Origin of the sequence: Gilliamella sp. Nev5-1 (assembly GCF_001690895.1) — a bacterium.
Classification (GTDB): Bacteria; Pseudomonadota; Gammaproteobacteria; order Enterobacterales; family Orbaceae; genus Gilliamella; species Gilliamella apicola_C.
Genome location: NZ_LZHO01000005.1, coordinates 1 through 14,350, shown reverse-complemented (window position 1 = coordinate 14,350; position 14,350 = coordinate 1). Strand labels below are relative to the sequence as shown.

Annotated in this window: 13 protein-coding genes and 1 other annotated feature; of the genes, 10 read left to right on the top strand and 3 right to left on the bottom strand. The window is 37.1% G+C overall.

Annotated features, from left to right (window positions below; all coding sequences use genetic code 11):
- Positions 1-60: 60 nt before the first annotated feature.
- Positions 61-185 (top strand) — a sequence feature (His leader region).
- Positions 186-223: 38 nt separating this feature from the next.
- Genes hisG through hisIE form a run of 8 tightly spaced genes read left to right on the top strand, consistent with a single transcriptional unit; the run spans position 224 to position 7,292 of the window.
- Positions 224-1,123: an ATP phosphoribosyltransferase gene (gene hisG, locus A9G41_RS00275; protein WP_065566266.1), complete on the top strand. Its 900-nt coding sequence runs from the start codon at positions 224-226 to the stop codon at positions 1,121-1,123.
- 4 nt (positions 1,124-1,127) lie between these two features.
- The gene (hisD, locus tag A9G41_RS00270; RefSeq protein WP_075539168.1) at positions 1,128-2,426 is read left to right on the top strand and encodes a histidinol dehydrogenase; all 1,299 of its coding nucleotides are present in this window, start codon (positions 1,128-1,130) and stop codon (positions 2,424-2,426) included.
- A gap of 10 nt (positions 2,427-2,436) precedes the next feature.
- Positions 2,437-3,495 carry a histidinol-phosphate transaminase gene (gene hisC, locus A9G41_RS00265; protein WP_179854665.1) on the top strand — a complete coding sequence of 353 codons (1,059 nt, stop codon included), beginning with the start codon at positions 2,437-2,439 and terminating at the stop codon, positions 3,493-3,495.
- Between the two features lie 8 nt (positions 3,496-3,503).
- The gene (gene hisB / locus A9G41_RS00260; protein ID WP_065582576.1) at positions 3,504-4,571 is read left to right on the top strand and encodes a bifunctional histidinol-phosphatase/imidazoleglycerol-phosphate dehydratase HisB; all 1,068 of its coding nucleotides are present in this window, start codon (positions 3,504-3,506) and stop codon (positions 4,569-4,571) included.
- On the top strand, positions 4,572-5,159 hold the full coding sequence (gene hisH / locus A9G41_RS00255) for an imidazole glycerol phosphate synthase subunit HisH (protein WP_065582577.1): 588 nt from the start codon (positions 4,572-4,574) through the stop codon (positions 5,157-5,159).
- 2 nt (positions 5,160-5,161) lie between these two features.
- Positions 5,162-5,914, top strand: coding sequence for a 1-(5-phosphoribosyl)-5-[(5-phosphoribosylamino)methylideneamino]imidazole-4-carboxamide isomerase (gene hisA / locus A9G41_RS00250; protein WP_065582578.1), 753 nt, complete (start codon positions 5,162-5,164; stop codon positions 5,912-5,914).
- A complete protein-coding gene (gene hisF / locus A9G41_RS00245) occupies positions 5,896-6,672 on the top strand; it encodes an imidazole glycerol phosphate synthase subunit HisF (RefSeq protein WP_065580803.1) in 777 nt (258 codons plus the stop codon). Before hisA ends, hisF begins: the two co-directional genes overlap by 19 nt.
- On the top strand, positions 6,666-7,292 hold the full coding sequence (gene hisIE, locus A9G41_RS00240; protein WP_075539166.1) for a bifunctional phosphoribosyl-AMP cyclohydrolase/phosphoribosyl-ATP diphosphatase HisIE: 627 nt from the start codon (positions 6,666-6,668) through the stop codon (positions 7,290-7,292). The genes hisF and hisIE overlap by 7 nt, the downstream gene beginning before the upstream one ends.
- Positions 7,293-7,364: 72 nt before the next feature.
- Here hisIE and cysB read toward each other — a convergent pair whose 3' ends face one another.
- The 3 genes from cysB to matP form a co-directional block, all read right to left on the bottom strand.
- Positions 7,365-8,336, bottom strand: a complete 972-nt coding sequence (gene cysB / locus A9G41_RS00235) for an HTH-type transcriptional regulator CysB (protein ID WP_065582580.1) — start codon at positions 8,334-8,336, stop codon at positions 7,365-7,367.
- 165 nt (positions 8,337-8,501) lie between these two features.
- On the bottom strand, positions 8,502-11,111 hold the full coding sequence (gene topA, locus A9G41_RS00230; protein ID WP_075539165.1) for a type I DNA topoisomerase: 2,610 nt from the start codon (positions 11,109-11,111) through the stop codon (positions 8,502-8,504).
- A 29-nt stretch (positions 11,112-11,140) separates the two neighbouring features.
- Positions 11,141-11,605, bottom strand: coding sequence for a macrodomain Ter protein MatP (matP, locus tag A9G41_RS00225; RefSeq protein ID WP_065582582.1), 465 nt, complete (start codon positions 11,603-11,605; stop codon positions 11,141-11,143).
- Between the two features lie 148 nt (positions 11,606-11,753).
- Here matP and A9G41_RS00220 point away from each other — a divergent pair, with 148 nt between their 5' ends.
- Positions 11,754-13,436 carry an amidohydrolase gene (locus A9G41_RS00220; protein WP_065641832.1) on the top strand — a complete coding sequence of 561 codons (1,683 nt, stop codon included), beginning with the start codon at positions 11,754-11,756 and terminating at the stop codon, positions 13,434-13,436.
- Between the two features lie 522 nt (positions 13,437-13,958).
- Positions 13,959-14,102, top strand: coding sequence for a hypothetical protein (locus A9G41_RS14135; protein WP_179854664.1), 144 nt, complete (start codon positions 13,959-13,961; stop codon positions 14,100-14,102).
- Positions 14,103-14,350: the final 248 nt, after the last annotated feature.

Here is a 14,350-nt window from a genome sequence, read left to right as displayed (position 1 = left end):
TAAAGGTTATTATTTTATGATTTGTTTTTGCGTTTTTGTTACTAATTTTATCACTAAACATCATCATCACCATCATTCCTGAATAGTCTTCGGGCGATTGGTGCTGGAAGACGTTGGTCTTCCGGTGATATCGCAAAAGCAAATAGAAAACCCTCGGAAGATCAAACTTCCGGGGGTTTTTTGTTTGTAATTTATAAATTTTTTGGATAGATGGGAGAATATTATGTTAGATAATTCGCGTTTACGCATTGCGATGCAAAAATCAGGCCGTTTAAGCGATGAGTCAAAAAAGTTACTGGCACAATGTGGCATTAAGATTAATCTGCAAGAACAGCGTTTGATCGCTTTTGCCGAAAATATGCCTATCGATATCTTACGAGTTCGAGATGATGACATTCCCGGTCTGGTGATTGATGGCGTTGTCGATATTGGTATTGTTGGCGAGAATGTATTAGAAGAAGAAGTATTAGATAGGCAAGCCGAAGGCGAAAATCCACAATTTAAAAAATTGCGCAATTTAGATTTTGGTGGCTGTCGTTTGTCGATTGCAGCGCCTCGTGATTTTGATTATACGGGGCCTGAATGTTTAAATGATTTGCGAATTGCCACAACTTACCCTCACCTACTACGTCGCTATCTTGCTCAATATAATGTGACTTTTAAAACCTGTTTGCTTAATGGTTCGGTCGAAGTTGCGCCACGAGCTGGGCTTGCTGATGTGATTTGTGATTTAGTTTCCAGTGGAGCAACACTTGAAGCAAACGGGCTTAAAGAGATAGAAGTCATTTATCAATCAAAGGCCTGTCTAATTCAACGACAAGGTGAAATGTCTACAATCAAACAAGCATTAATAGATAAAATTATGACTCGAATTCAAGGAGTGATCCAAGCTCGAGAATCAAAGTATATTATGTTACACGCTCCAACTGCGGTTTTAGATGATGTTGTTGCTTTGCTCCCTGGTGCTGAAAATCCAACCATTTTACCGTTAACTGGTGAACAAAATCGAGTTGCATTACATATGGTCAGCACTGAATCGCTCTTTTGGGAAACCATGGAAAAACTAAAAGCGTTAGGAGCAAGCTCAATTCTTGTATTACCAATTGAAAAAATGATGGAGTAAAAATATGAAACTCTCTTATTGGCAACAATGTACTAATGAACAACAAGCAACATTATTAACTCGACCGGCAATTAGCTCTTCTGAATCAATTAGCAAAGCAGTGGCTGACATTTTGGCACAAGTTAAACAAAATGGGGATCAAGCATTAAAAGCGCTTAGTAGCAAGTATGATAAAGTTCAAATTAAGCAAATTAAACTAACTCAAGATGAAGTCAAATTGGCAACCAGTCGAGTTAACCCTGAATTAAAACAAGCTATGCAACTTGCCGTTGCTAATATTAAGAAGTTTCACCAAGCACAAATCCAACAAACCATTACGGTTGAAACAATGCCAGGAATAAAATGCCAACAAGTAACTCGCCCAATTGATTCTGTTGGACTTTATATTCCAGGTGGTTCAGCACCTTTATTATCAACCGTATTAATGCTTGCGACCCCTGCTAAAATTGCGGGTTGCCATAAAGTAATTTTATGTTCTCCTCCTCCGATTGCTGATGAAATATTATATGCAGCTGAACTTTGTGGAGTGACTGAAATTTATCAACTCGGAGGAGCTCAAGCTATCGCTGCTATGGCATTTGGTACAGAATCGGTACCTAAAGTGGCTAAAATCTTTGGACCTGGTAATGCGTATGTCACCGAAGCGAAACGTCAAGTAAGCCAGAGTTTAGATGGTGCTGCCATTGATATGCCTGCTGGCCCTTCTGAGGTGCTGGTCATTGCTGATAGTTCGGCAAATCCTGCTTTTATTGCCGCCGATCTGTTATCACAAGCTGAACATGGTGCTGATTCGCAAGTCGTTTTGTTAACGCCAGATGAGAAAATAGCTCAAACAGTATCGATCGAAGTTGATAAACAACTAGCCAATCTATCGCGCAAAAACATTGCCGAAAAAGCCTTACAAGAAAGTCGTTTAATTGTGACTAGCAATTTAGATGAATGTGTCAATATCAGTAATTGCTACGGACCAGAACATTTGATTATTCAAACATCTAATGCGGATGAGTTAGTTGAAAAAATCACTAGTGCTGGCTCAGTATTTTTAGGGAATTGGTCACCAGAATCAGCAGGAGATTACGCATCAGGAACCAATCATGTACTACCTACTTATGGCTATACCGCAACATATTCTAGTCTTGGACTTGCTGATTTTCAAAAGCGTATGACCGTGCAAAAATTAACGCCAGAGGGTTTAAAAATGATAGGTAACGCTGTTGAGCTTATGGCCGAAGCTGAACAACTTACTGCACATAAACAAGCCGTAACACTCCGCTTAGCGGCATTACAAGCAGAAAATAAATAAGGTAATTAATATGGATATCAATAAACTTGTTAGAAAAAATGTACAAAAACTGACGCCATACCAATCTGCTCGTCGAATTGGTGGTAATGGCGATGTGTGGTTAAATGCCAATGAATTCCCCGTTGCACCGCATTTTGAGTTAAAGGAACAAAGCCTAAACCGTTATCCTGAACCACAACCAGAAAAGGTTATCAACCGTTACGCTCAATATGTTGGTGTTACGCCAGAACAAGTCATTGTGAGCCGAGGAGCAGATGAAGCCATTGAGTTATTAATGCGTGCTTTTTGTGAGCCTACTCAAGATAGTATTTTATATTGTCCGCCAACTTATGGTATGTATCAAGTTAGTGCTGAAACACTTGGAATAGAAACCAAAGCCGTTCCAACAACAGCAGATTGGCAGCTCGATCTTCAAGGAATAAAACAAAATCTTGATAAAGTAAAACTGATCTATGTCTGCTCACCTAATAATCCTACAGGTAATTTAATCAATCCTGATGATATTAAGATGTTACTTGATATAGCTAAAGATCGTGCATTAGTTATCATTGATGAAGCTTATATTGAATTTTCACCCGAATCATCAGTCGTTAGTTGGCTTGCTAATTATCCACATTTAGTGATTTTGCGTACCTTATCTAAAGCGTTTGCGTTAGCAGGATTACGTTGCGGTTTTACTATTGCCAATAAAGCAGTGATTGATGCACTACAAAAAGTCATTGCGCCTTATCCACTTGCAACGCCCGTGGCCGATATTGCCACACAAGCGCTGAGTAAAGATGGTATTAATACCATGAAATTACATGTGATCAATTTAAATAAGCAGAAAGAGAAGTTTACCAACCAATTATCTCAACTACCGATTGTTGAAAAAGTTTACCCAAGTCGATCCAACTACTTATGTGTTAAATTTCAAGATAATAAAGAAGTATTTAACACCTTATGGAATAAAGGAATTATTTTACGAGATCAAAGCAAAGTAATTGGACAACAAAATATGATTCGCATTACCATTGGCACTCAAGCTGAATGCGAGGCGGTAATTTCAGCACTCAAAACGATAAAATAGGAGTAATCATGTTACAAAAATACTTATTTATTGATCGAGATGGCACACTAATTACCGAGCCACCTATTGATTTTCAGGTTGATCGTTTTGACAAATTAGCTTTTGAACCCAACGTAATCCCTGCTCTGTTAAAACTACAATCAGCAGGGTATAAATTAGTCATGGTCACCAATCAAGATGGACTAGGTACAAGTAGCTATCCACAAGCAGATTTTGATGGCCCACATAACCTTATGATGCAAATTTTTAAATCACAAGGTGTTAATTTTGAAGATGTCCTAATTTGCCCTCATTTTCCTGAGGATAATTGCGAGTGCCGTAAGCCTAAAATTCAATTAGTTTTACCTTATCTTATCAGTGGTAAGTTAGATACACAAAACAGTTATGTTATTGGTGATAGACTCACCGATATTCAACTTGCTGAAAATATGCAAATAAAAGGATTACGCTATCATCCTGAAAATCTCAATTGGAATGAAATTGCTCAACAGTTAACAGAGGTTAATCGTTATGCTAAAGTTGAGCGTAATACCAAAGAAACCAAGATATTAGTCGAGGTCTGGCTCGATCGCCAAGGTGGTAGCCAAATTAATACAGGAATTGGCTTTTTTGATCATATGCTTGATCAAATTGCTACCCATGGTGGAATTAAACTCAATATCCAAGTCGATGGCGATTTACATATTGATGATCACCATACAATTGAAGATACAGGACTTGCTTTAGGTGAGGCACTAAAAAAAGCACTGAATAATAAGCGAGGTATTACTCGATATGCTTCTGTTATTCCTATGGATGAGTGCCTAGCTAAGTGCGCAATAGATATTTCGGGTAGGCCGTACCTTAAATTTAAAGCAGAATTTACTCACCAAAAAGTCGGCGATATGAGCACACAAATGGTAGAGCATTTCTTTTACTCTCTGAGCTATGCAATGGGTATCACGTTACATATTGAAACAGAAGGCGATAACGATCATCACAAAGTAGAAAGTTTGTTTAAAGCCTTTGCGCGAACTTTAAAACAAGCCATAAAAATTGACGGTGACCATTTACCAAGCTCAAAAGGGGTATTATAAATGAATATAGTCATTCTCGACACTGGCTGTGCTAATCTTTCATCGGTTAAATATGCTGTGCAACGATTAGGTTATGAGCCAATAATTAGTCTTGAGCCTGATGTGGTACTTAGCTCTGATAAACTGTTTTTACCGGGAGTGGGTTCAGCAAAAGCCGCTATGCAAAATTTAAAAGAACGAAATTTAATTGAGTTGATAAAAGTTTGTACCCAACCTGTGTTAGGGATCTGCCTTGGTATGCAACTTTTAGCAAATTATAGTAACGAAGGCCATGTGCATACACTAGGGATTATTCCTGAAAATGTGGTAAAAATTCCTGATTGTGGACTACCTTTACCACATATGGGTTGGAATCAAGTCAAACCAAAAGCCGGACATCATCTATTTCGAGATATTCCTGATGATGCTTATTTTTACTTTGTACATGGATACGCGATGCCATTATGCTCAGCAACAATAGCAGAAACCAGTTACGGCGAAAGCTTTACCGCTGCCGTACAAAAAGACAACTTTTACGGCGTGCAGTTTCATCCCGAGCGTTCTGGCTGGGCCGGCGCCACATTACTCAAAAACTTTTTGGAGATGTAATCATGATTACTTTGCCAACAATAATACCTGCACTTGATTTAATTGATGGATCAGTTGTGCGCTTACATCAAGGTGATTATGAACAAAAACGTGATTACGGAAATGATCCCCTTTTACGATTGCAAGATTATGAAAAACAAGGTGCTAAATTATTACATCTTGTGGACTTAACTGGTGCAAAAGATCCAAAAGCACGTCAGATTTCGTTAATACAAACATTGATTAATGCAGTACAAGTGCCAATCCAAGTTGGTGGAGGGATTCGCACAGAAAAAGATGTACAAGCATTACTATCAGCGGGTGCTGCGCGAGTGGTTATTGGCTCAACCGCCATTAAACAACCCGAATTAGTCAAACAGTGGTTTACAAAATATGGCGCAGAAAGGTTGGTATTAGCACTTGATGTACGTATTAATACTAATGGAGAAAAACATGTTGCTATTCATGGTTGGCAAGAAGATTCCAACCAAACCTTAGAACAGGTGATTGATGATTACCTACCGTTTGGTTTAAAGCATGTGCTGTGCACTGATATCTCTAAGGATGGCACACTTAGCGGAGCAAACGTTAAATTGTATCAGCAAATCAGCCAAAAATACCCACAAATTGCCTTTCAGGCTTCAGGTGGCATTGGTCAGTTAAGTGATATCAAAGCACTTAAAGACAATGGTATTGCTGGTGTGATTGTAGGTCGGGCATTACTTGAAGAAAAATTTACTGTTCAGGAGGCAATTTCATGCTGGCAAAAAGGATAATTCCTTGTTTAGATGTCCGTGATGGTCAAGTAGTTAAAGGCGTGCAGTTTCGCAATCATGAAATTATTGGTGATATTGTACCTTTAGCTAAACGTTATGCACAAGAAGGGGCTGATGAACTGGTTTTTTATGATATTACCGCCTCGTCAGACGGCCGTGTAGTTGATAAAAGCTGGGTGGCAAAAGTCGCCGAAGTAATTGATATCCCCTTTTGTGTTGCTGGTGGGATAAAAACAGTTGAAGATGCGGGGCAAATATTAACCTTTGGTGCCGATAAAATCTCAATTAATTCGCCCGCATTAGCTAACCCCCATTTAATTACTGAACTTGCCGATTGTTATGGTGTGCAGTGTATTGTAGTGGGTATTGATACATGGTATGACCAAGAATCACACAATTATCATGTTTACCAATTCACGGGCGATGAAAAACGTACAGTTGCAACTAAATGGAACACGCTTGACTGGGTACAAGAGGTGCAAAAACGTGGTGCTGGTGAAATTGTGCTTAACATGATGAATCAAGACGGTGTTCGCAATGGGTACGATATTGCTCAACTTAAAGCAGTTCGTGAAGTATGCCGTGTTCCTATAATTGCTTCGGGTGGCGCAGGCACTATGCAACATTTTTTACAGGCATTTAACGAAGCTGAAGTGGATGGCGCATTGGCAGCATCTGTTTTTCATAAACAAATTATTAACATTGCTGAACTAAAACACTATTTGGCACAATATGGAGTAGATATTCGATTATGTTAACTCAAAATTGCAATACAAAATTAAATTCACAACAATTAGATTGGCAAAAAGTAGATAATTTGATGCCAGTTATTATTCAGCATTATATTTCTGGCGATGTTTTGATGCTGGGTTATATGAATCAAGAAGCATTAACGCAAACACAAAGTAGTGGTAAAGTGACCTTTTACTCAAGAACTAAACAACGTATTTGGACAAAAGGTGAAACTTCTGGTAACTATCTAAAGGTAATCAATATCACTGCCGATTGCGATAATGACACCCTGCTTATTTTAGCCGATCCAATAGGACCAACTTGTCACACAGGTGCTAACAGTTGTTTTGTGGGTGCTAAAACGGAGTGGGGATTTTTATTTGAGTTAGAACAATTACTTGCTGCGCGCAAGAATGCCGATCCGAAATCGTCATACACAGCAAAACTCTATCACGATGGCACTAAACGTATTGCGCAAAAAGTGGGAGAAGAAGGCGTCGAAACGGTTCTTGCAGCAACTGTTCATGACCGTGAAGAGCTAAAAAATGAATCAGCAGATCTCATTTATCACTTATTAGTTTTACTTCAAGATCAAAATCTATCTTTACAAGATGTCATTGGTATTTTAAAAGCAAGGCATAAATAGTAAAAACCAATAAAGTGCGATCCCTATCGCGCTTTATGTTACTTTTCAATTAGCAAAAAAGAATAGGCTTACTTAACAAACTGGCAATTTTATTCCATTAAACATTGCTAATACATCACTATTGTTTTCACTTAGCATAAGTTTATCAACTGTTTGTCGATTCAGATGAGAAGAAAACTGATGAATAAAATCATACATATAGCCACGTAAAAATAATGAGCGAGCAAAAGTAATATAGGTGGTACTGTAAGGAAAAATATGCCCAGCATTCAGTACGACCAAATCATCATCTGACGTATTATTTACAGCCATTTTTGCCACAATGCCAACGCCTACTCCTAATTTCACATAGGTTTTAATTAAATCAGCATCTGTTGTGCTAAAAACGATATTCGGAGTCTGATGTGCTCGTGTAAAAGCTTGATTTAAATCTGAACCATCATTTGAAAAATCATAACTGACTAACGGATATTTTGAGAGTTCTTCAATTGAAATTAGACTACGTTTCGCTAACGGGTGATCTTTCATCACAATAATGGCTTGGTTCCAATGATAACAAGGTAAAGCAATCATATCATCACTTAACGACGAAATCTCAGTTACAATAGCAAATTCTGCCTGCCCTGCTTGCGCTTGTGCAATACATTGTGCTGATGAGCCTTGTTCCATATGCAAAGTAATGCTCGGGTATTGTTGCATAAACTGTTGAATCACAACAGGCAAAGCATAACGAGCCTGAGTATACGTTGTGATAATAGTTAACGAACCTTGATTTGGCTGACTAAATTCTTTAGCGATAATTTTAATATCGTTGGACTTATTTACAATTTCTCGGGAAAGCGCAACAATTTTTTCACCAACAGGCGTCACATGTGAAAGGTGTTTACCTGTTCGAGTAAATATCTGAACACCAAGTTCATCTTCTAATAGTTTTATTTGTTTGCTAATACCTGGTTGAGAGGTATACAGTTTTTCGGATGTTAACGATACGTTAAGATCATTATTGACGACTTCAACAATATAACGTAGTTGCTGCAATTTCATGACAAAGGCTCCTTCAACTGTATGCGTTTCACCCTGTTGATGAGATCGCAAGGGTGATTTTGTAAGGTAAATCCTTTCACACTCTAGTACAAACAAAAATAACTATTTTCATACTAAAACGTATAATTTACTGAAATCTATTAACAAAAATTCAGATGCTATTATCTATTTTTTGGTATTTATCCATTTACCATCCACGTATTGCATCACCCACCCTGTCGATTTGCCATTCACTTCAGAAGTAACATATTGTTGTTTATTTTTACGACTAAAACGAACAATCGATGGATTACCATCAGGATCTTTGTTTGGCGCTTGCGTTAAATAGATAAATTTTTCTGGCAAACGATCTTTAAAACGTTGCAATTCTTCAATCAAAGGTGCTCGGGTTTCTCTTGATTTTGGAAAATTGTGTGCTGCTAAAAAGATTCCAGAGGCACCATCACGTAATACGAAATGCGCATCAGATTTTGTACATTTAAGTTCAGGTAGATCAACCGGATCTTCTTTTGGTGGCGCAACCTCACCATTTTTTAGAATTTTACGGGTATTTTTACAATCTGAATTAATACAGCCCATATATAAACCGAAACGCCCTGATTTTAGATGCATCTCAGAACCACATTTTTCACATTCAATAATAGGACCTTCGTAACTTTTAACTTTAAAGCTACCTTTTTCAACAATAAAACCATCACAAATTGGATTATTACCACAAATATGTAATTTTCGCTCACTATCAAGCAAATAACTATCCATTGCCGTATGGCATTTAGGACAACGTTTACATGCTCTTAATGCATCGGTTTCCGCTGTTTCTGATTCTTCTAAAAGATTAAGTGTTTCATGCTCAGGAATTAAATTAATCGTTTGCTTACAACGCTCCTTTGGTGGTAATGCATAACCAGAGCATGCTAAAAATACCCCTGTACCCGCCGTTTTAATTCCCATTTCACGCGCACAATTAGGGCATTTAATTTCAGGCGTTAACACTAATGGATTAAGTTGCATTCCACCTTTATCAGGTGCTTGTTCAGCCACTTCAAGATGCTTACTAAAATCGCTAAAAAATTGGTCAAGCACTTCGCGCCATTCTTGCTTTTTGTGAGCAATTTCATCCAATGCATGTTCCATGCGTGCTGTAAAGTCATAGCTCATTAGATCATTGAAGTTTTCACTAAGCCTATCGGTAACAATTTCACCAATTTTTTCAGCATAAAAACGGCGATGATCTAAACGTACATATCCTCGATCTTGAATTGTTGAAATAATCGTTGCATAAGTAGATGGACGACCAATTTCACGTTTTTCCAGTTCTTTGACTAATGATGCTTCATTATAACGAGCAGGTGGTTTAGTAAAGTGTTGATTTGGGGTTAAGCTAATTAAGCCAAGTTGATCATTTACCGATAATTGCGGTAATATCTTGTCTTCATTGTTTTTAGCCAGTTGTGGCTGCACTTTCGTCCAACCATCAAAACGCAATGTACGACCTTTGGCTTTTAACGTAAAATCGCCAGATTTAACGGTAATTGTTGTTGAATTATATTCCGCCGATGTCATTTGACAAGCCACAAATTGACGCCAAATTAGTTGGTATAATTTACAAGCATCTACTTCTACATCACTAATATTATCAGCAAGAATAGTCACATCTGATGGACGAATAGCCTCATGTGCTTCTTGCGAGTTTTTCTTGCTACTGTATAAATTAGGTGAATTAGGTAAATATTTATTACCGAAATTTTTACCAATGTAATCCCGAACCATGGTTAATGCATCTTGACTCAAATTGGTTGAATCAGTACGCATATAAGTGATATAACCAGCCTCATATAAGCGTTGCGCTAGCATCATGGTCTTTTTAACACCAAATCCTAAACGCGTACTTGCAGCTTGTTGTAATGTTGAAGTAATAAACGGCGCAGTTGGATTACTTTTAGTTGGTTTTTCTTCAATATGGGTAACTTGATATTGGTTTTTATCCAACTGTGCTAAAGCGATATCAATAGCCACTTTATCTTTTGGCTCAAACGCTTCATCTTTGTAATGCGTGACTTGTAATGTTAATTGCTCTTTTTTAGCAGTATTTAAATCAGCATAAAGATCCCAGTACTCTTCAGGAATAAAAGCATGAATTTCACGTTCACGTTCAACAACAAGTCGCACTGCAACCGACTGCACACGACCAGCAGATAAACCTCTTGCCACTTTTTTCCAAAGTAATGGTGATAACATAAAACCGACAACTCGATCCATAAATCGGCGGGCTTGTTGTGCATTCACCCGATCCATATCAAGCATTGCAGGCTGATTAAAGGCATTTTTGATCGCTGTTTTAGTGATTTCGTTAAAAACAACACGACGATATTTACTATCGTCACCCCCAATAACCTCTTTAAGATGCCAAGCAATAGCTTCCCCTTCTCTATCCAAATCGGTTGCCAGATAGATCATATCAGCATCTTTAGCTAATTTTTTTAATTCTGATACCACCCGTTCTTTACCTGGTAAAATTTGGTAATGAGCTTTCCAACCGCTATAGGGATCAACGCTCATTCGATCAACTAAGATCTGTTTTTCGGAGCGTTTCACTTTTTTCTCGGTTTTATCTTTTTTGTCTTTTGTTGATTTTTCAGCTCGTTGGCTGCTACCACTTACAGGCAGATCACGAATATGACCGACACTGGATTTAACCACGAAATCTTTGCCAAGATATTTATTAATCGTTTTTGCTTTGGCTGGTGATTCCACAATAACAAGGGATTTTCCCATAATTAAACCTTTTTATTCTGTTGTTTATATTATTTACTATCAAGCTTTACATCAAGAAGCGATAGTAAATCATCTTTAATTGTTGATACTTTAGTTGCATATTGATCTTTTTGCTCAGCATCTTCAAGGAGTTGTGTAATGGTTTGTGACAACGTGCATCCTCGGCGTTTGGCTAAATTAGCCAATCGTTGCCAAACTAAAAACTCCAAATCTATGGACTTTTTTCGGGTATTTTGTTGTTCTGCATTAAAATGCCGTTTTCGCTTTGCCCGAATGGTTTGCTTTAGGCGATTATCTAAATCGGGATTTAAATGCGCTTTTATCCAATCAATAACACCCGTTGGATTATGTTCTAATAACAATAACTCATTGACCGCATGCTGCGCAGCACTTTTTTCAATATAACGTGTTATTAACTCACCTTCTAGGTGCCTTTTTACTAAATAGTGCCACTTCCAACCGCATTCAAGGTTCTCTAATTGCTGATACTTCATTGACTCATCTTGTGACGCTGTAACTAATATAGTTTATTTGTAGCATAATCTCGACACACAATAAAGAAAATTATTACGTTTGACAAATTTTTTATAAATCTGCTATCGTTCACCTTTCATTTTGATCTTTATTTAAGGAACACTCATAATGGCTAAAGCTGATGTTATTTATATTAATGGCTATATTTATACCGCAGACAAACACGATAGTATCTGCGAAGCTATTGCAATCGAAAATGGCTATATTATTGCAACTGGCACAACCCAAGAAATAAATAACAGCCACTATGTTGATAATCATACAACGATTTATGATTTGCAAGGCAAAACGATGATGCCCGGCATTATTGACTCCCATTTACACACTTTTTGGGGCGGGATGCAATTGTCATCGTGCAATTTAAATTATCAAAGTTTAACCATTGATGATACCTTAGCCATTATCCAACAATCTTTAGATCAAGACTCGTTAAATCACAACGATAATTGGTTACAAGTTCGTGGTTGGTTACGACAAGAGGTATTACCAATTGGCACAGATATCACACGCTTTGATCTTGATAAACTCAATACGAAAAGACCCGTAATTTTGTTCTCAAACGATTGCCATACCCTCGTTGCCAATAGCATTGCATTAGAAAAATTTGGTTTAGATAGAAACACGCCAGAACCAACAGATGGAAAGATTGGTCGTACCGACGACGGCGAATTAAATGGTATATTAGAAGATGCACCAGCCATGCGCGCATTTGACAGCATTTCTAAACTGACTGACGAACAAGCAGTTAACATCGCAAAACTGTCACAAGCTGAGCTCAATAAACAAGGGGTTACTTCAGTGATGGATGCGCGCATTACCGAAACCCAAGCTGATGCATTTTTAAGACTACAACAACAAGATACGCTTTCGATTCGTCTATTTGGTGCCCGTGAACTGCCACCAGATGATGTTTCGTCTATAGCGGATATTCCAAATGTCATTGAAAAAGTAAAACAGTTTGCTTCTCGTTACGATGATAAAAACTGGCAACCTAAGCCCGGTATAAAGATATCGCATACCAAACTATTTGTAGATGGCGTAATGCAAGCACCATTAATGACAGCACGCTTGCTTCAGCCATACCAGTTAACTGATGAAAAAGATCGTTATGGTGACCTGTATTACTCAATTGAGATGTTAGATGCTTTAATACTTGAATCAGCAAAAGCGGGATTTCACCCACATATGCATACAGTAGGTGAAGGTGCAATTGAAGTCGTGCTTGATGCCATTGAAAAAATGCGTAAAGCATTACCTGATGCTGATATTCGCCCAAGTACCGCACATAATGAACTAAGCGCATCACATCAGTTTGCTAGATATAAACAATTAAACGCTTGTGTTGTATTTTCATTCCAATGGGCAGGCTGTAGTACGGCAATGATTGAGCAGTATCGAACATTATTTGGTCTTGAACGTTATAACGGCTTAGAGGCACATGGCCAATATATTGATGCTGGTGTCACTTGCGCTTTTGGAAGTGATTGGCCAATTGATCCATTAAATGAATGGTATGATTTCCAAATTGCCATGACCAGACAAATCGATACGGAGCATCCTCGATTAGATAATGATCGTAATTTAACCGCTATTGAAGTATTGCGTAGTGCCACTATTAATGCCGCCTATGTATTAAAGCAAGATGAATATATTGGCTCAATTGAAAAAGGTAAATTTGCTGATTTGATTATTTTGGATCGCAACCCATTTACCATTCCAGCAACTGACATGCAAAATGTACAAGTTCTAACAACTATTGTCGGTGGTAAAACGGTTTATCAAAAAAACTAATGTGATAACAAAGATATTCAACATATAAAACAACATCGTAGGTGGACATCCTCCACCTACTAATCAAATAACAACCTCTATCTGAAACATACAATTTTTCATAATATTTTTCAATTGGTTAAACATAGCTATTTTACCTATTACAATTCGTTAAAAATAAGCAAATCCACATTATAAAAGATGCAGGTTACCTAAATGTAAGTGGTTGGTCGGCTTTCATTTAAACTAGCTTTTATACTAATTAGTATAAAATTAGTATAAAACTTTAAAAGCAATAATTAGGAGGGCTATATGGGTTACTTTCTTTAATTGGTTTATTTATGCTTATTTTCACGTTATTGTGTATTCGAGCAGCTAAACCAACCAAAAATTCGTCTATTTTTATTTAACTCATATAGCCGATTACATGTTAATCAGCTTTCCTATAAAGAGGTTAAAATGGAGCAAAGATCAATATCGTTTATTTTTGTTACAGAAAAAAAAATATTTATTCGATGAAAAAAACAAGCAAAAAACAACAACATGACGTTAGAAAACTGGATTATCAAAAAGTTAAATTCTGATGTGAAAATAGTTTATAAAAAAGTAAAATTACAAAAAGATATTTCAAAAGGCGAACAATGGTTTATAAGATTATCGATGAAACCTGAATTAAAAGGATACTGAGTTCATTGCTCACGGTTAGATGGAAAAAAACTTGTAGAATGGATAACTTGTAAATTAGATTCATAAATAAAGATGAAGAAATATGAAAAAATTGAATATCACAAAAATTTTTATCGATATAAGACTTCCAGTAAAAAACTATCAAATCAAGAGTTGGATAGATTTGAATTGCAAAATCACCATATAAATATAGCTATATTTTTCAAACAAAGCAATTTTAAAACTAAAATTTATGATAGAAACTAATT